The organism is Salinarimonas sp., from assembly GCF_046292825.1.
GTDB lineage: Bacteria > Pseudomonadota > Alphaproteobacteria > Rhizobiales > Beijerinckiaceae > Salinarimonas.
On record NZ_JBKBQG010000024.1, the window covers coordinates 1 to 17,219 of the forward strand.

Below are 17,219 nucleotides of genomic sequence, written 5' to 3' on the forward strand. Positions count from 1 at the left end.
GCGAAGCGGCGGGGAGGGTAGGGTGGGGGGTGGTGGGGCGTGTGGAGCGGGTGGACAGGGGTGCTCGGCGAATCCGTCGAGACTCCCTCACGCCCCATCCCACAAGCTCCACCACCCCCCACCCCTAACCCCTCCCCGCCGCTTCGCGGGGGGAGGGGAATCCCCCTCACGCTCCGAGCGCCCGCGCGGCCTTCCAGATGCGCCAATGGTCGTGGGGCATCTGGATATGCGTGGAGCCCAGGAAGGCGAACGCGTCGTTGACCGCGTTCGAGAAGCACGGCACGCCGCCGACATGCGGGCTCTCGCCCACCCCCTTGGCGCCGATCGGGTGATGCGGCGAGGGGGTGACGGTGTGGTCGGTCTCCCAGATCGGCGTCTCGACGGCGGTGGGCAGGAAGAAGTCCATGAAGGACGCCCCCATCACGTTGCCCTGCTCGTCGTAGCGGATCTCCTGGCCCATCGCGACCGCGAAGGCCTCGGTGAGGCCGCCATGGACCTGGCCCTCGATGATCATCGGGTTGATGCGGGTGCCGCAATCGTCGAGCGCGTAGAAGCGCCGGACCTTGTAGACACCCGTGTCGACGTCGATGTCCATCACGCAGAAATAGGCGCCGAACGGATAGGTCATGTTCGGCGGGTCGTAATAGGACACCGCCTCGAGGCCGGGCTCCATCCCCGGAGGGGGCTGGTTGTAGGCGGCCCAGACGATCTCCTTCATCGCCTTGCGGCGCTCGGGCGCGCCCTTCACCTGGAAGCCGTCGATGTCCCATTCGACGTCGTCGTGGTGCACCTCGAGCATGTGCGCCGCGATCATCTGCGCCTTGGCCTTGATCTTGCGCGCGGCGACCGCGGTCGCCGCACCCGCGACCGGCGTCGAGCGCGAGCCGTAGGTGCCGAGCCCGTAGGGCGCCGTGTCGGTGTTGCCCTCCTCGATCATGATGTCGTCGGCGGGGATGCCGAGCTCGGTCGCGATGATCTGGGCGTACGTCGTCTCGTGGCCTTGGCCCTGGCTCTTGGTGCCCATCCGCGCGATCACGCCGCCGGTGGGGTGGATGCGGATCTCGGCCGAATCGAACATGCCGATGCCGAGGATGTCGCAATTGCGGGTGGGGCCGGCACCCACGATTTCGGTGAAGAAGGAGACGCCGATGCCCATGATCTCGCGCGTCTCGCCCCGCCGGAAGGCCTCCTGCTTCGCCTTCTGCTCGGCGCGCAGAGCCTCGTAGCCGACCGCGTCGAGCGCCTTCTTCATCGCGGTGTGGTAGTCGCCCGAATCGTATTCCCAGCCGAGCGCCGACTGGTAGGGGAATTGCTCCGCCTTGATGAAGTTCTTCGTCCGCAGCTCGACGCAATCCATGCCGAGCTTCTGGGCCAGGATCTCGATCGCGCGCTCGATCGCGTACACGGCCTCCGTCACGCGGAACGAGCAGCGATAGGCGACGCCGCCCGGCGCCTTGTTGGTGTAGACGCCGTCGACCTCGAGATGGGCGACGGGGATGTCGTAGGAGCCGGTGCAGATGTTCATGAACCCCGCCGGCCACTTGGACGGATCGGCGCAGGCGTCGAAGGCGCCGTGATCGGCGAGCACGTGGCAGCGCATGGCGGTGATCTTGCCGTCCTTCGTCGCCGCGAGCTCGGTCGTCATGTGGTAGTCGCGGGCGAACGAGGTGGTGGAGAGGTTCTCCATCCGGTCCTCGACCCATTTCACCGGCACGCCGAGCACGATCGAGGCGACGATCGCGCAGATATAGCCCGGATAGGCGCCGACCTTGTTGCCGAAGCCGCCGCCGATATCGGGGGCGATCACGTGGATCTTGTGCTCGGGCAAGCCGGAGAGCAGCGAGGCGACGGTGCGGATCACGTGCGGCGCCTGGAAGGTGCCCCAGAGCGTCAGCTCGCCGCGGATCTTGTCCATCGACGCCAGAGCCTGGCAGGTCTCGAGCGGCGAGGGATGGGTGCGGTGATAGGTGAGCAGCTCCTTGATCGTCACGTCCGCGCGCGCGAAGGCCTCGTCGGTCGCGCTCTTGTCGCCCACCGCCCAGGTGAAGATGTGGTTGTGGTGCTTGCGCGGGCCGTGGGCGCCTTCCGTCTTGTCCTTGATGTCTTCGCGCAGCAGCGGCGCGTCCGGGTCCATCGCCTTGAAGGGATCGACGAGGGGCTCGAGCTCCTCGTATTCGATCTCGACGAGCTCGATCGCGTCGGCCGCGATGTAGCGGTTCTCGGCGACGACGAAGGCGACCTCCTGGTTCTGGAAGAGCACCTTCTCGTCGGCGAGGACGGCCTGCACGTCGCCCGCGAGGGTGGGCATGTAATGGAGATTGAGCGGCTTCAGGTCCTGCGCCGTCAGCACCGCCTTGACGCCCGGCAGCGCCTTCGCCTTCGAAATGTCGATGCGCTTGATCCGCGCATGCGCGTAGGAGGAGCGCACGAAATCGCCGAACAGCATGCCCGGCAGCTTGATGTCGTCGACATATTGGCCGCGGCCTTGCGTGAAGCGCACGTCCTCGACGCGCTTCCGCTTGCAGCCCATGCCCTGGAGCTTCGCCTCGCGCTGCTCCCGCGTCGGAGTGAGATCGTTCATTCCGCGGCCTCCTGAATGGGCGCGCCGCGAAGCGTGGCGGCGGCGTGCGAAATCGCCTTGACGATGTTCTGGTAGCCCGTGCAGCGGCAGAGATTGCCGGCGATGCCCGCGCGGATCTCGTCGTCGGTCGGGTTCGGGTTCTCCTGGAGGAGGCGGTGGGCGCGCACGATCATGCCGGGCGTGCAATAGCCGCACTGGAGCCCATGATGCTCGCGGAACGCCTCCTGGAGGGCGTGCAGCGTGCCGTCGGGCGCCGCCATGCCCTCGATGGTGACGATCTCGGCGCCGTCCGCCTGGACCGCGAACATGGTGCAGGACTTCACCGACATGCCGTCGATGTCGAGCGTGCAGGCGCCGCAATGGCCGGTCTCGCAGCCGATATGGGCGCCGGTGAGCCCCAATTCCTCGCGGATGAAATGGACGAGGAGGGTGCGCGGCTCGACGAGCGCCTCGATCGGCCGCCCGTTGATCGTCATCTTGACGTGGACCTTGGACATGAACTCCTCCCTCAGCCGCGGGCGCGGGCGGCGGCGCGGGCGAGCGCCCGGCGCAACATGATCCCCGCCATCTCGGTGCGGTACTCGGCCGGGCCGCGCCCGTCGGAGGCCGGGTTGGTGATCGCCTTGGCGGCCTCGACCGCGCGGTCGACCACCTCAGGCTCGAGCCGCGAGCCGGCGAGGATCGCCATCGCGTCCTCGGCGAGAAGCGGCGTCTCCGAGACGTTGGTGAGGCCGATGGCGACGGTCTCGACGGTCGCGCCGTTCATCGTGAGGATCACGGCGGCGGCGGCGGTCGCGTAGTCGCCGACCTTGCGCTTGAGCTTCTCGTAGGCGGCGCCGTGGCCGGCGGGCGGTGTCGGGATGCGCACGGCGACGAGGAGCTCGCCGGGCTCGGCCGCGGTGAAATAGGCGCCCTCGTAGAAGGCGCGTGCGGGGACGCGCCGCTCGCCGCTTTGGCCCACGAGCACGTAGGTCGCGTCGAGCGCCATCATCACGGCCGGCATGTCGTTGCCGGGGTCGCCGTTCGCGACGTTGCCGCCGAGCGTGCCGCGATAGCGGATCTGCGGATCGGCGATGAGCGCCGAGGTCTCCGGGATCAGCGGGAGCCTCTGCGCGATCAGGGGATCGGCGAGGAGCGCGGCTTGGGTCGTCATCGCTCCGACGACGATCTCGCCGCCCTCCTCGCGCACGCCCTTGAGGTCGGCGATGCGGGAGAGGTCGACGAGATGCTCGGGCGCGGCGAGCCTGAGCTTCATCATCGGGATGAGGCTGTGGCCGCCGGCGAGCGCTCTCGCCTCGTCGCCGAGCGAGGCGAGGAGGCTCACCGCCTCCGCGACCGTTTGCGGCCTGTGGTAGTCGAAGCTGCCGGGAATCACGCCGGTTCCTCCTCCTCGAGTGTTCCAACCCTTCATTGCGGCACATGGTCCGCGTTTTTCGAGAGGGTCCAGAGAGGAGGGGGGTGCGACAACGCTTCCTGCACGAATCCGGGCGGCATTTCACGAAATGCCGCCACGCTGCACGAAGTGCGTCAGACGGTCTGACCTATTCGGCCGCATCCAAGGATGGTGCATCCACCCCGCGTCGGCCCGCGATGCGGCGCTTCAGGGCCGGCAGGCGCGCGCGGGCCACGGGCAGGCTCCCGCAATCGGCGATCTCGACGATGCCGTTGTCTCCGGCGCGGCGGACGCTCGCCACGTGGTCGAGATTGACGATGTGGCTGCGGTGGACGCGCATGAAGCGCTCGGGATCGAGCGCCGCCTCCACATCGCCGATCGAGAGCGAGCAGAAATATTCCGCCTCCGCATCGCGCACGTAGGTGTAGTGCGCGTTGGCGCGCACGCAGCGGATCGCCTCGGCCGAGAGCCGCAGAGGCTGGCCGGCGCGCTCGACGGTCAGCGCCGCGAGCGGAGAGCGCTGGCGCGCGCCCGCCCCGCCGAGCGGCCCCGGACGCGCGACCTCCTCGGCATTCGGCAGGGGAGGGCGCTCTGGCTCGGGCGCCGCCCGAACCTCCCGCGGCGCGGCGTCCTGCGCGGCCGTCTCCGCTGTCGCCGGCTCCGGGGTCACGAGCGCGAGGAAGGCGCCGGAGACCGCAAACGCGATCGCCGCCACCGCGACCGCGAGGCCGTCGGAGGAGAGGGCGACGGCGAATTGGCTCTCAGGCGCCGCCGCGGCCGGATGCAGGCTCATCCCCGCCATCGCCGTGTAGTGCATGCCCGAGATCGCGAGCGCCATCGCCGCCGCCGACGCCCAGACCCGCTTCACCGCCGCCTCGAAGCACAGCCACAGAGCCGCGGTCGAGGCGCCGACGGCGATGGCGAAGGAGAGCGCGACCATCGCATGGGCATGGTGCATCGCCATCGATCCGGCGAGCGCCGTCATTCCCAGATAGTGCATCGAGACGATGCCGAGCCCCATCAGAACGCCGCCCGCCCCCAGACGCAGCGCGCGGGGACGCTTCGTCGCCGCGAGCAGCATCGCCCCGCCGACGGCGGTCAGGCAGACGAGGAGCGAGAACAGGGTGGGCGCGACGAGATAGGTCACCTCGACGGGCAGCCGCGCGGCGAGCATGCCGATGAAATGCATCGACCAGATGCCGATCGCCAGCGCGCCGGCCGCGCCGAGAATCGCCCCGCGCCGCCGCAGCCCCTGCGCCGCCTGCGCCCGCTGCGCGAGCGACAGCCCCACATAGGCGCCCTGGATGGCGACGAGGATCGAGAGCGCGACGAGCCACGGATCGTAGACGACGCCGTGCGAGGCGTGACCGAGCGTCGCCTCGACGGCGGCGCCGACCGTCTCGGCGAGGCCGGGCAGCGGTGCGGACGGCGTCGACATCGGCTCTCCTCGGGCTCCGTGCGCCGACACTAGCCGATCCGTCTCCCGAGGCAACCGACGAGCGACAAGTCGGGAGCGAGCGAGTGCCGTCCCGGGAACACGGCTCTTTCGGCACCGTTCTCCGCAGACGAAGTCACGGGAGACGCGACGATGGCCGACAAGACCAATCCCGACGCCGTCCCGCCCGGCACCACGGGCGCGGGCGAGAACGTCTGCCGGCGCTGCGCCGGCAAGGGCACCCTCGACGGCGAGGCCTGCCCCGATTGCAAGGGCACGGGCAAGGTGACGACCCCGGTCGCCGGCGGCTGAGGATTCGTGATTTCCCCTCAGCGCGCAGAGGTGTCATCAAGTTGGTCGCGCCGACAGGGTGAGTGCTCCACCGGTGTCATCCCCGGCCGGAGGTCGCTTGCGACCGGAGGGGAAGGGGACCCAGCATGAAAATTGCTTGCGGAGCAAGCGCTTGTGGCGGCGACGAGCCGCCTGGTCGGCGGCACCATAGTGTGCTCCGCACACGTCTTGTGCTGGGTCCCCTTCCCCTGCGCACGCTAAGCGTGCTCCGGCCGGGGATGACACGGGGTGCCTGTCATCCCGGACGCTAGAGGGCGATCCGGGACCCAGACCCACGACGTGTCGGCCGCAGCCTATAGGCTGCGTTTCGTCGACGATCGCTTCCGCAAGGTGGAGGAGCGAGCGCGGCATGCGCGCTCGGACTTGTCGTCGAGTCTATGGGTCCCGGGTCCGCTTCGCGGCCCGGGATGACGACCGTCGAGAAAGCGCCCTCAGAGCGGTTCCGCGCCCCAAATCTCGCGGGCATATTCCGCGATCGTGCGGTCGGAGGAGAACCAGCCGACGCGCGCGGTGTTGAGGATCGCCCGGCGCCGCCACACCGGCCGATCGCGCCAGACTTCGTCGACGTGGCGCTGGGCCTCGTAATAGGCGTCGAAATCGGGCGCCACCAGGAAGTGGTCGTGATGCGCGATCGCCTCCGTGATCGGGTGGAAGCGGGTCGGATCGTCGGGCGAGAAGGCTCCCGTCTCGATCTCGTAGAGCACGCGCGCGAGCCGCGCCGAGTGCTCGTCCCGCGACAGGCCGCCCTTCGCGCGCACGGCCGCGACCTCGTCGACGGTCAGGCCGAAGATGAAGATGTTCTCGTGCCCGACATGGTCGCGGATCTCGACATTCGCCCCGTCGAGCGTGCCGATCGTCAGCGCGCCGTTGAGCGCGAGCTTCATGTTGCCGGTGCCGGACGCCTCCATCCCCGCCGTCGAGATCTGCTCTGAGAGGTCGGCGGCCGGGATGATGGTCTCCGCGAGGCTGACATTGTAGTTCGGCAGGAAGACGACCTTCAGCCGGTCGCCGATGTCGGGATCGGTGTTGATCACCTTCGCCACGTCGTGGGCGAGCTTGATGATCAGCTTCGCCTGCGTGTAGCTCGCCGCCGCCTTGCCGGCGAAGACCTTCACGCGCGGCGCGACGAAGCGGTCCGGATGGGCCTTGATCGCGTGGTAATGCGCCACGGCTTCCAGCACGTTCAGCAGCTGGCGCTTGTATTCGTGGATGCGCTTGATCTGCACGTCGAACATCGCGGTCGGGTCGACGCGCCAGCCGGTGCGCTCCTCGACGAGCCGGGCGAGCCGCTCCTTGTTGGCGAGCTTCACCGCCGCGAAGCGCTCCTGGAAGCCCGCATCGTCGGCATGCGCCTCGAGCCCGCGAAGCGCCTCGGGATCGTCGAGCACCCGCTCGCCGAGCGTCTCGACGAGGAGGCGGGTGAGACCCGGATTGCATTGCTGCAGCCAGCGCCGGAAGGTGATGCCGTTCGTCTTCGAGACGATGCGGTCGGGAAACAGCGTGTTCAGATCCCGGAACACCGTCTCGCGCATCAGGTCGGTGTGCAGCGCCGAGACGCCGTTGACCTTGTTCGCGCCGAGGAAGGCGAGGGTGCCCATGCGCACGCGCCGCCCGCCGGTCTCGTCGATGATGGAGGCGGTGCGGATGAGGTCGGTGTCCTGCGGATGGGCGCGGGCGATCGCCTCGAGGTGGTGCCAGTTGATCCGGTAGATGATCTCCATGTGGCGCGGCAGGAGCCGCTCCATGATCTGCACCGACCAGGTCTCGAGCGCCTCCGGCAGGAGGGTGTGGTTCGTGTAGTTGAGGGTGCGGCGGGTGATCTGCCAGGCCTCCTCGAAGCCCATCCGGTGCTCGTCGACGAGCAGCCGCATCAATTCCGCCACCGCGATCGCGGGATGGGTGTCGTTGAGCTGGATCGCCGCCTTCTCGCCGAGGCTCGCGAGCGAGCCGTGCTGCTGCACGTGGCGGCGCACGAGGTCCTGGAGCGAGGCCGAGGTGAAGAAGAACTCCTGGCGCAGCCGCAGCTCGTAGCCGGCGGGCGTCGCGTCGCTCGGATAGAGCACCCGCGAGATCGCCTCGACGCGCGCCCGGTGCGCCATGGCCCCGACATAGTCGCCGTGGTTGAACACCTCGAGCGCGAGCGGCTCCGGCGCCTTGGCGGACCACAGCCGCAGGGTGTTGACGTGCTTGCCGCGCCAGCCGACGATCGGGGTGTCGTAGGCGACCGCGATCACCTCCTCGGCGGGCGTCCAGACCCGGTGATTGGCGCCCGCGCCCTCCTGATCGTCCTCGACGCGCCCGCCGAAGCCGACGCGGTAGACCACCTCCGGCCGCTCGAATTCCCACGGATTGCCGAAGGATAGCCAATCCTCGGGGATCTCGCGCTGCCAGCCGTCCGACACCGCCTGCCGGAACAGGCCGTAATCGTAGCGGATGCCGTAGCCGTAGGCGGGCAGCGAGAGCGTCGCGAGGCTCTCCATGAAGCAGGCGGCGAGGCGGCCGAGGCCGCCGTTCCCGAGCGCGGCGTCCGGCTCGACCTCGCGCAGGGCGTCGAGATCGACGCCGAGCGGCGACAGCGCCTCGCGCGCGGTCTCGGTCAGGCCGAGATTGCCGAGGGCGTCGAAGAGGAGCCGGCCGATCAGGAATTCGAGCGAGAGATAGTAGACGCGCTTCTTGCCCGAGGCATAGGTCCGCCGCGTCGAGTCGAGCCAGCGGTCGATCATCCCGTCGCGCAGCGCGAGAATGGTCGCGAGCAGCCAATCGTGGTCGGAGGCGCGGGAGGCGTCCTTGCCGACGGCGTAGACGAGCTTCGCGAGCACGGCCTCGCGGAAGACGGCCGGATCGACCCCGCCCGGCTGCGAAAGGGGGGAGGGGGCGTGCGCCGTGCCCTCGCGTGCGGCGGTCTTGGCCGCGGCGCGACGCGGCTTCGCGTTCGCGGTGGGGTCCGCGGTGGTCGAGGGGTCGATCGAATCGTCCACGGGTGCGTCCTCGTCTCGGCGAGCGTTCGGTTCGGGCGATCGCGCCACGCTCGGCGGCGCGACGGGGCGGCGCGATCCTGCGGCGTCCCCGTCGGGTGGGCGGGGAGTGGAACAGCCGCAGGCATCATTTGTCAAACCGCGATCGTCGAACGCGCCGCATTCCGCAGCGGTGCCGCGCGCCGGCGCGGCGAATCGGCGCGCCGAAAATCAGCCTACCCACGATCAGTCCGCCGCCCGCGCCGCCGCCAAAGCCTCGCGCAGGAGCGCCGCGCGGCTCGCGGGGTCCGCCGGGCAACCCGCCGCGAGCCAGGTCCGGCGCGCAGCCGCGAGACCGAGGCTGACGGCCGGACCCTTCGGCACGCCGGCCTTGACGAGGTCCGCCCCCCGCAGCGGCAGCGTCGGGACGCTCCCGGGATCGGCCTGGAACGCGGCGAGCGCCGCGCGCGCCTCGGGCTCCACGACGGGGCGCGGCTCGCCCGACAGCGCGGCGAGCGCGTCGCCGACGGCGACGGGGGGATGATCGGCGACGAGCGCGCGGATCTCGCCTTCGCCGAGTGTCCCCGCCGCCCCGTGCAGGCGCTCGACGAGGGCGGCGAAGGCGAGGACGCGCTTCGTCTCCTCGTTCGAGAGCCGCAGCCGGTCGCGCAGCCGCTCGGCATCCTCGCGCACGCGCACGCAGAACGCCGCGAGCCGGGCGATCGGCGCGCGATCGGCGGCGATCGCGCGGTCGAGGCGCCCGCCTTCTCCGGCCGCGCCGATCAGGCCCTCCGCGATCCCGGTCTCGCCGAGGAGCCGCACGATCTCGCCCGCGCGCCGCGCCGCGACGAGCCGCAACATCTCCGCGCGCACCCGCTCGCGCGAGAGGATCGCGAGCCCCGCGCGCTCGCGGATCGCCGCGTCGAGGCCGGCGGCGTTGACCGGGCCTCGCGCGAAATCGGCGGTGAAGCGGAAGAAGCGCAGGATGCGCAGGTAATCTTCGCGGATGCGCCGACGCGCGTCCCCGATGAAGCGCACGCGCCCCGCCGAAAGATCGTCGAGGCCGCCCGCGTAATCGTGGATCTCGCCGCGCGCATCGACCGAGAGCGCGTTCACGGTAAAATCGCGTCTGAGCGCGTCCGCGGCGAAATCGCGCCCGAAGCGCACCACCGCGCGCCGCCCGTCGGTCTCGACGTCCTCGCGCAGGCTCGTCACCTCGTAGGGCTCGCCCGCGACGACGATGGTCAGCGTGCCGTGCGCGAGCCCGGTCGGCACGACCTTGAAGCCCGCCGCCTCGGCACGGGCGCGTGTGACGTCCGGGGTCGCGGTCGTCGTCAGATCGACCTCGTGCACCGCGCGCCCCACGAGCGCATTGCGCACCGCCCCCCCGACGACGCGCGTCTCTTCCCCGTCCCCGTCGAGCGTCGCGAGGAGCCGCGCGACGCGCGCGTCGGCGAGGACGGCCTGGAGGCGGGAGAAGTCGAGGATCATGGGGCGCGCCTCGCTGTGCGCGAGGCCGTCATCGCGGGCTGCGTCCGGCGCGTCGAGAGCATGGGTCCGGTATCGCCGACGGCGTCCGGGACGACACCCCTGAGGAGCTCGTGAATCTGTCTAACGCTGTCATCCCGGGCCGCGAAGCGGACCCGGGACCCATACGCTCCACGATCGTCCGAGCGCGCATGCCGCGCTCGCATCGCACCCCTCGAGCATCTACCTTTCGAGAAACGCAGCCTACAGGCTGCGACTGACATGTCGTGGATATGGGTCCCGGATCGCCTTCGGCGTCCGGGATGACACCTCCGAGAACGATTTTGAGACTTCGAGGGGAAGGACAGGGGCGGCGCCTCCTCCGAGCGACTTCGTGCGCGTATCGCGACGCACGACCCGTCCGCTTCAATGCCGGACCCTCTTCCTGCGCCCGTCATCCGCAGGCTCATTCGAATCGCGGCGGCACCACGCGGCCGCCTTCGAATTGCGGGGGGACGTAGGCGCCGGTGTCGCGGGGGGCGGCGATGCCGGTATAGAGGAGCGCGGCGACGACGCAGACGAGCCCGGCGATGGCGAGCGGCGGGATCGACTTCTCCCAGTGCTCGAAGGCGAGCGGGTTGCGCTGGCGGATGAGCAGATAGGCGAAGAAGATCGCGAAGGGCAGGAAGAAGAACAGGGCCTGTCCGAGCAGCGCGCGCGTCATGAATCCTCCGGTCGTCGGCTCGTGCGGGGGCCGTGCAGCCGCTCGTAGAGGTGCCGCAGGATCCCCGCCGTCACCCCCCACACATAATGCCGTCCGTGCGCGATGGCATAGTAGCGGCGCAGGCTTCCGTTCCAGGAGCGCACGTGCATCTCGTGGTTCGCCTCGTCCATCAGGAAGGCGAGGGGGATCTCGAACGCCTCCGCCACCTCCGCGCGGTTGACGGCGAGCGCGAAGCCCTCCCGCACGAGCGCGACCACCGGCGTGACGAGATAGCCCGAGAACGAGAGATAGGTGTCGGAATAGCCGAGCGGCTCGACGAAGGCGGGGTCGAGGCCGATCTCCTCGCGCGCCTCGCGCAAGGCGGCGGCGAGCGTGTCCGCGTCCTGCGGGTCGATGCGCCCGCCGGGAAACGAGATCTGCCCGGAATGGGCGCGCAGGTGCCCGGCGCGCTCGGTGAAGAGCATGGTGAGCCCGGCCTCGCGGCGCACGATGGGGATCAGCACCGCGGCCGTCTTGGGGTCGCGCGAGGCCGGCGCGAGGCCGCGCCCGGTCTCGTCGAAGCGGGCGTTCAGGTCGTGGTCGCCGCGGGCGAGGGCGAGACCGGCGGGCGGGCTCGCGTGGAGGCGATCGCGGGCGAGCGCGCGGAAGGCCTCGGCCTCGTCGGCCGGGCGCGTCGCGAGCGCCTCAAGAGGCATCGTCGGCATCCGCCATCTCGAAGAACGCGCCGCCCGCCGCGACGCCGAGCACGCGCCGGCCGTCCACCTCCCGCTCCTCCGCGAGCGCGACGAGGTCGTAGGCGAGCGCGCGCGTCACGAGCGCCCACAGCCCGCCGCGGACGAGCACGTAGGGCTTCACGCCATCGTGATCGTCGCGCGCGAAGCGCAGCTTGTGGTCGGGAGAGAGCGCGACGACGTCGTCGACATTCGTCCGGAACGCGATCTGCCGGCCCTCTCCCTCCCCCTCGACCGCCATCTCGACGGCGAGGAAGGGCGCGTCGTCGACGCGGATGCCGACGCGCTCGACGGGGGTCACGAGCACGTGCCGCTCGGGATCCTTGCGCAGGACGGAGGCGAAGAGGCGCACGAGGGCGGGCCGGCCGATGGGCGTGCCCATGTAGTACCAGGTGCCGTCGGCGGCGATTCGCATGTCGATCTCGCCGCAATAATCCGGATTCCAGCGCTCGACGGGGGGAATCTTCCGCCCGCCTCCCGCTTGCGCGCCGACCAGGGCGGCGAGGCGGGAGAGGTCCGCGCCGGCGCCGTCCGATGCCGCTTTCGTGATCGTGGTCTCGCTCATCTTCTCCATTCTGCCCAAATGCGCTGCAAGAGAGCAACGGCAACGTCGCTCGCGCGCGCTCCGCATCCGTAACGAACGCCGACGACCTGCGACGCGTTGCCCCCCTGCGGCGGCTCGTCTCGCTTGCGCGCGGGGTGCGTTCGGCCCCACACTTGCTTCCCGGGGCATTCGGGACCGGGGCATTGGTCCGGTCTCGAGACCGGCACGTTCATGCACGCGAAGGGTGCCAGATGTCGCAGACGACCGCCTCCACCGCCGCGCTCGACGACGCCATCGTGCGGTCGGCCGAGACCACGCTCGAGACCCTGTCTCGCGCGCGCCACGAGATCCATCAGGTGATCTTCGGGCAGGAGAAGGTCGTCGACCTCGCCCTCGTGACGATCCTCGCGGGCGGCCACGGGCTGCTCGTCGGCGTGCCCGGTCTCGCCAAGACGAAGCTCGTGGAGACGCTCGGCACGGTGCTCGGCCTCGACGCGCGCCGCGTCCAGTTCACGCCCGACCTGATGCCCTCCGACATCCTCGGCTCGGAGATCCTCGAGGAGACCGCCGACAAGCGCCGCTATTTCCGCTTCATCAAGGGCCCGATCTTCGCCCAGCTGCTGATGGCGGACGAGATCAACCGCGCGAGCCCGCGCACCCAGTCGGCGCTCCTGCAGGCGATGCAGGAGCACCACGTCTCGGTGGGCGGCGAGCGCCACGACCTTCCGCGGCCCTTCCACGTGCTCGCGACCCAGAACCCGATCGAGCAGGAGGGCACCTATCCCCTGCCCGAGGCGCAGCTCGATCGCTTCCTCCTCGAGATCGACGTCGATTACCCGGACCGCGTCGCCGAGCGTCAGATCCTGCTCGCCACGACGGGCGTGGAGGAGAAGCGCGCGAGCGCGGTGCTCACCTCCGAGGACCTGATGAACGCCCAGCGCCTCGCCCGCCGCCTCCCGGTCGGCGAGAGCGTGGTCGAGGCGATCCTCGATCTCGTCCGCTCGGCCCGCCCCGGCGACGGCGACCCCGCGATCACCGACAAGCTCCTCTGGGGGCCGGGACCGCGCGCGAGCCAGGCTTTGATGTTCGCCGTGCGCTCCCGCGCCCTCATCGAGGGGCGGCTGGCGCCCTCCGTCGAGGACGTCGTCGCGCTCGCCGAGCCGGTGCTCAAGCACCGCATGGCTCTGAGCTTCGCCGCGCGCGCCGACGGGGAGACCATCCCCGGCCTCGTCGCGCGGCTCGCGGCCAAGCTGCGCGGCTGAAGGGAGAGCGGATGGCGCGCGTCCACGTCCTCGAGCACGAGACCCGCTCTCCCGGCCGCGCCGAGGCGGATGCCGCGCTCGGTCTCGCCGGACGGCTGCCGCGCCTCGTGCTCGAGGCCCGCCGCGTCGCCGCGACCCTCGCCCACGGCATCCACGGCCGCCGCCGCGCCGGCCCCGGCGAGAGCTTCTGGCAGTTCCGCCCCTTCGTCCAGGGCGAGAGCGCGAGCCGGATCGACTGGCGCCGCTCGGCGCGCGACGACCGGCTCTACGTCCGCGAGCGCGAATGGGAGGCGGCGCACGCGGTCCATCTGTGGATCGACCGCTCCGCCTCGATGGCCTACCGCTCCGATCTCGCCCAGGCCTCCAAGGTCGAGCGCGCGCTCGTGCTCGGCCTCGCGCTCGCCGATGCGCTCGTCGAGGGCGGCGAACGGGTCGGGCTGATGGGCCTCCTGCCGCCGCGCGCCTCGCGCCGCATCGTCGAGAGCTTCGCCGAGGCGCTCGCCGCCGATCGCGCGGGCATCGAGGAGGGGCTGCCGCCCGCGCGCCCGCTCGCGACGCAGGAGGAGGCGCTGATCGTCTCCGACTTCCTCACCCCCGTCGACGCGATCGCGCCGGCGATCGAGAGCCTCTCCGCGCGGGGCGCGCGCGGGCACCTCGTGATGATCGTCGATCCCGTCGAGGAGACCTTCCCCTTCTCCGGCCAGGCCGTGCTCGAGGACGTCGAGGGCGGCGGGCGGCTGCGGGTGGGCGACGCCGCGACCTGGGGCGCGAGCTACCGGGCGCGGCTCGAGGCTCATCGCGGGGCGCTCTCCGATCTCGCGCGCCGCCGCGGCTGGACGCTGACCCTCCACCGCACCGACCGGCCCGCGAGCGAGGTCGCGCTGCGGGTGATCACCCTGATCGGCGCCGCCCGCGACCGCTTCGCCACGGGAGCCGCCTGATGCTCGGATTGCCCATCAGCTTCGCCGCGCCCCTGGTCCTCGCCGCTCTGATCGCGCTGCCGGCCATCTACCTGCTCCTGCGGGTGACGCCGCCGCAGCCGCGGCTGATCGCGTTCCCGCCCCTGCGGATCGTGCGCGATCTGATGCCGCAGCGGGAGACGCCGGCGCGCACCCCCTGGTGGCTCCTCCTCCTGCGCCTCGTCATCGCCGCGCTCGTGATCCTCGCGGTCGCCGGCCCGATCCTCAACCCGCCCCCGGCTCTGGAGGGAGACCGGGACGCGCCGGTGCTCTTCGTCGTCGACAACGGCGCGCTCGCGGCGACGGACTGGCGCACCCGTGCGGGCGTGCTCGCCGAGCAGGGCGAGGCGCTCGCCCGCGAGGGCCGCTCGATGGCGATCCTGCCGACCGCCGAGCCCGCCGTCGCGGTGCCGCTGCTCGCGCCCCCCGCCGCGCTCGAGCGCATCCGCGCGCTGCGCCCGCAGCCGCACGCGGCCGAGCGCGCGGGCGTCCTGCCCGCCGTGACGAGCTTCCTCGCCGAGCACCCGAACGCGCAGATCGTCTTCCTCTCCGACGGGGTCGCCTCCCTCGACGGCGTCGATTTCGGCGCGGCCCTCGCCGATCGCGCGGGCTCCGGCGGGATCGTCGTGTTCGGCCGCACGCGCGCCCCGGCGCTCGCGCTCGCGGGCTCGGAGAACGCCGCCGCCGGCCTCGTCGCGACGATCGTGCGCGCCGAGCCGAACGGGCGCGATTCGGGCCTCCTGCGCGCCCTCGACCTGCGCGGCCTGCCCGTCGGCGAGGTGCCCTTCGCCTTCGAGCCGGGCGAGACCGAAACGCTCGCCCGCTTCGACCTGCCGATGGAGCTGCGCAACGCCATCCGCCGCGTCGAGATCGCGGGGGAGGGCTCGGCCGCCGGCGTGACCCTCGTCGACGAGCGCAGCCAGCGCCGCCGCGTCGGCATCGTGACGGGCGCGACCATCGATCAGGCGCAGCCGCTGCTCGCGCCGACCTTCTATCTCGAGCGCGCCCTCGGGCCGCACGCGGACGTGCGCATCGAGCGCGGCAGCGTCTCGGGCGGCGTCGAGCGGCTGCTCGACGAGCAGGTCTCGGTCCTGATCCTCGCCGATGTCGGCGCCATCGAGCCCGGCACGCGCGAGCGCATCGACGCCTTCGTGGACGCCGGCGGGCTCGTCCTGCGCTTCGCGGGCCCGCGCCTGTCGGTGGGCGAGGACGATCTCGTGCCGGTGCGGCTGCGGCGCGGCGGGCGCACGCTCGGCGGCGCGCTGTCGTGGTCGACGCCCCGCACGCTCGCGCCCTTCGAGCGCGACAGCCCCTTCTACGGTCTCGCCGTCCCGCCCGAGCTCGGCGTCTCCCGCCAGATCCTCGCCGAGCCGGACGGCGACCTGCCGGCGCGCACCTGGGCGGCGCTCGCGGACGGCACGCCGATCGTCACCGCCGATCGCCGCGGGGAGGGGATGATCGTCCTCTTCCACGTGACGGCGGACGCCGCCTGGTCGAACCTGCCGCTGACCGGGCTCTTCGTCGACATGCTGCGCCGCACGATCGCCTTCGCGAACGCCCCCGCGGGCGCCGGGATCGACAGCGAGGAGGCCTCGCGCCAGCCGGTGGCCCCGCGCCAGGTGCTCGACGGCTCGGGCGCCTTCGTCGCGCCCACCCCGAACGCCATGCCGGTGACGCGCGCCTTCGCGGACCGCGCGAGCGCGCAGCACCCCGCGGGCTTCTACGGGCCGGTCGATGCGAGCCTCGCCGTGAACGTGCTCGGCCCCGAGGACCGGCTCGCCCCCCTCGATCTCGGCGGCGTCCCCGCGCGGACCGCCCCGCTCGAGCGCGCCGCGACGATCGACCTGCGGGCGCCGCTCCTCACCGCGGCGCTCCTCCTCCTGATGCTCGACACGATCGTCGCACTCGCGCTCGGCGGCCATCTCGCGCGCCTCGTCTCCCGCCCGCGGCGGGCGGGGGCGGGTGCCGCGGCGGCGCTCCTCGCGCTCGGCCTCGTCTTCGGCGCGGCGCCGGTCGGCTCCGCGAAGGCTCAAGGCGCGGAGGGCGATCCCACCGTCACCGCCGCGATGCTCGATGCCGCCGCGATCACCCGGCTCGCCTACGTGATCACCGGCGACCGGCAGACGGACGAGACCTCCCGGGCCGGTCTCGAGGGCCTCACCCGCATGCTCACCGCGCGCACCGCGCTCGAGCCCGGCGAGCCCGTCGGCGTCGACATGGAGCGCGACGAGCTCGCCTTCTTCCCGCTCCTCTACTGGCCGATCGCGCCGAGCCTGCCGCTGCCCTCGTCCGAGGCGATCCGCGCGCTCGACGCCTACATGAAGAACGGCGGCACGGTGATCTTCGACACCCGCGACGCCATGCGCGCGCGCCCCGGCGCCGCGCCGACGCCCGAACAGGCCTATCTGCGGCGCATGCTCGCGACGCTCGACATCCCCCCGCTCGAGGTGCTGCCGCGCGACCACGTCATCAACAAGACCTTCTACATCCTGCGCCGCCTGCCGGGCCGCTACGACGCCGGCGACACCTGGGTCGAGGCGCTGCCCGAGCCGTCGCCGGACGAGGCCTTCCGCCCCGCGCGCTCCGGCGACGGCGTCTCGCCGCTCATCATCACCGGCAACGACCTCGCCGCCGCCTGGGCGATCGGCCCGCGCGGCGAGGCGCTCTATCCGGTCGTGGGCTCCGATCCGCGCCAGCGCGAGATGGCCTTCCGGGCGGGGATCAACATCGTGATGTACGCGCTCACGGGCAATTACAAGGCCGATCAGGTGCACGTCCCGGCCCTGCTCGAGCGTCTCGGGAACTAGGAGCGCCAGGC

At 71.6% G+C, this 17,219-nt stretch carries 13 protein-coding genes; 4 read left to right on the forward strand and 9 right to left on the reverse strand.

The genetic code is table 11. The features are described from left to right. Positions 1-166: 166 nt before the first annotated feature. The 4 genes from ACK4UM_RS12690 to ACK4UM_RS12705 all read right to left on the reverse strand — a co-directional run bounded on the left by ACK4UM_RS12690 (position 167) and on the right by ACK4UM_RS12705 (position 5,412). The gene (locus ACK4UM_RS12690) at positions 167-2,581 is read right to left on the reverse strand and encodes an aerobic carbon-monoxide dehydrogenase large subunit (RefSeq protein WP_409799466.1); all 2,415 of its coding nucleotides are present in this window, start codon (positions 2,579-2,581) and stop codon (positions 167-169) included. Beyond that, positions 2,578-3,078: a (2Fe-2S)-binding protein gene (locus ACK4UM_RS12695; protein ID WP_409799468.1), complete on the reverse strand. Its 501-nt coding sequence runs from the start codon at positions 3,076-3,078 to the stop codon at positions 2,578-2,580. The genes ACK4UM_RS12690 and ACK4UM_RS12695 overlap by 4 nt, the downstream gene beginning before the upstream one ends. Before the next feature lie 11 nt (positions 3,079-3,089). After that, positions 3,090-3,956: an FAD binding domain-containing protein gene (locus tag ACK4UM_RS12700; RefSeq protein WP_409799471.1), complete on the reverse strand. Its 867-nt coding sequence runs from the start codon at positions 3,954-3,956 to the stop codon at positions 3,090-3,092. Between the two features lie 166 nt (positions 3,957-4,122). Further along, positions 4,123-5,412, reverse strand: a complete 1,290-nt coding sequence (locus tag ACK4UM_RS12705; protein WP_409799474.1) for an MHYT domain-containing protein — start codon at positions 5,410-5,412, stop codon at positions 4,123-4,125. A gap of 150 nt (positions 5,413-5,562) precedes the next feature. Between ACK4UM_RS12705 and ACK4UM_RS12710 the strand changes: the two genes are divergently transcribed. Beyond that, complete coding sequence (locus ACK4UM_RS12710) at positions 5,563-5,721, forward strand: hypothetical protein (protein WP_409799477.1); 159 nt, start codon at positions 5,563-5,565, stop codon at positions 5,719-5,721. Between the two features lie 470 nt (positions 5,722-6,191). On the opposite strand, the gene ACK4UM_RS12715 is transcribed toward ACK4UM_RS12710, so the two are convergent. The 5 genes from ACK4UM_RS12715 to ACK4UM_RS12735 form a co-directional block, all read right to left on the reverse strand. Further along, positions 6,192-8,738, reverse strand: coding sequence for a glycogen/starch/alpha-glucan phosphorylase (locus tag ACK4UM_RS12715; protein WP_409799480.1), 2,547 nt, complete (start codon positions 8,736-8,738; stop codon positions 6,192-6,194). Between the two features lie 222 nt (positions 8,739-8,960). Continuing rightward, a complete protein-coding gene (locus ACK4UM_RS12720; RefSeq protein ID WP_409799483.1) occupies positions 8,961-10,205 on the reverse strand; it encodes a CCA tRNA nucleotidyltransferase in 1,245 nt (414 codons plus the stop codon). 442 nt (positions 10,206-10,647) lie between these two features. Beyond that, entirely contained in the window at positions 10,648-10,905 is a 258-nt protein-coding gene (locus ACK4UM_RS12725) for a DUF6111 family protein (protein ID WP_409799485.1), read from the reverse strand. Then, positions 10,902-11,609: a CoA pyrophosphatase gene (locus ACK4UM_RS12730; RefSeq protein ID WP_409799488.1), complete on the reverse strand. Its 708-nt coding sequence runs from the start codon at positions 11,607-11,609 to the stop codon at positions 10,902-10,904. The genes ACK4UM_RS12725 and ACK4UM_RS12730 overlap by 4 nt, the downstream gene beginning before the upstream one ends. Next, positions 11,590-12,201 (reverse strand): DUF1285 domain-containing protein, encoded by a 612-nt coding sequence (locus ACK4UM_RS12735; RefSeq protein WP_409799490.1) that lies wholly within the window; start codon positions 12,199-12,201, stop codon positions 11,590-11,592. The genes ACK4UM_RS12730 and ACK4UM_RS12735 overlap by 20 nt, the downstream gene beginning before the upstream one ends. A gap of 230 nt (positions 12,202-12,431) precedes the next feature. Between ACK4UM_RS12735 and ACK4UM_RS12740 the strand changes: the two genes are divergently transcribed. From ACK4UM_RS12740 to ACK4UM_RS12750, 3 genes are read left to right on the forward strand one after another with little or no spacing between them, the layout of a single operon-like run. Then, positions 12,432-13,442: an AAA family ATPase gene (locus tag ACK4UM_RS12740; protein WP_409799493.1), complete on the forward strand. Its 1,011-nt coding sequence runs from the start codon at positions 12,432-12,434 to the stop codon at positions 13,440-13,442. A gap of 11 nt (positions 13,443-13,453) precedes the next feature. Beyond that, entirely contained in the window at positions 13,454-14,383 is a 930-nt protein-coding gene (locus ACK4UM_RS12745) for a DUF58 domain-containing protein (protein ID WP_409799496.1), read from the forward strand. Beyond that, positions 14,383-17,208, forward strand: a complete 2,826-nt coding sequence (locus ACK4UM_RS12750; protein ID WP_409799497.1) for a DUF4159 domain-containing protein — start codon at positions 14,383-14,385, stop codon at positions 17,206-17,208. Before ACK4UM_RS12745 ends, ACK4UM_RS12750 begins: the two co-directional genes overlap by 1 nt. Positions 17,209-17,219 lie beyond the last annotated feature (11 nt).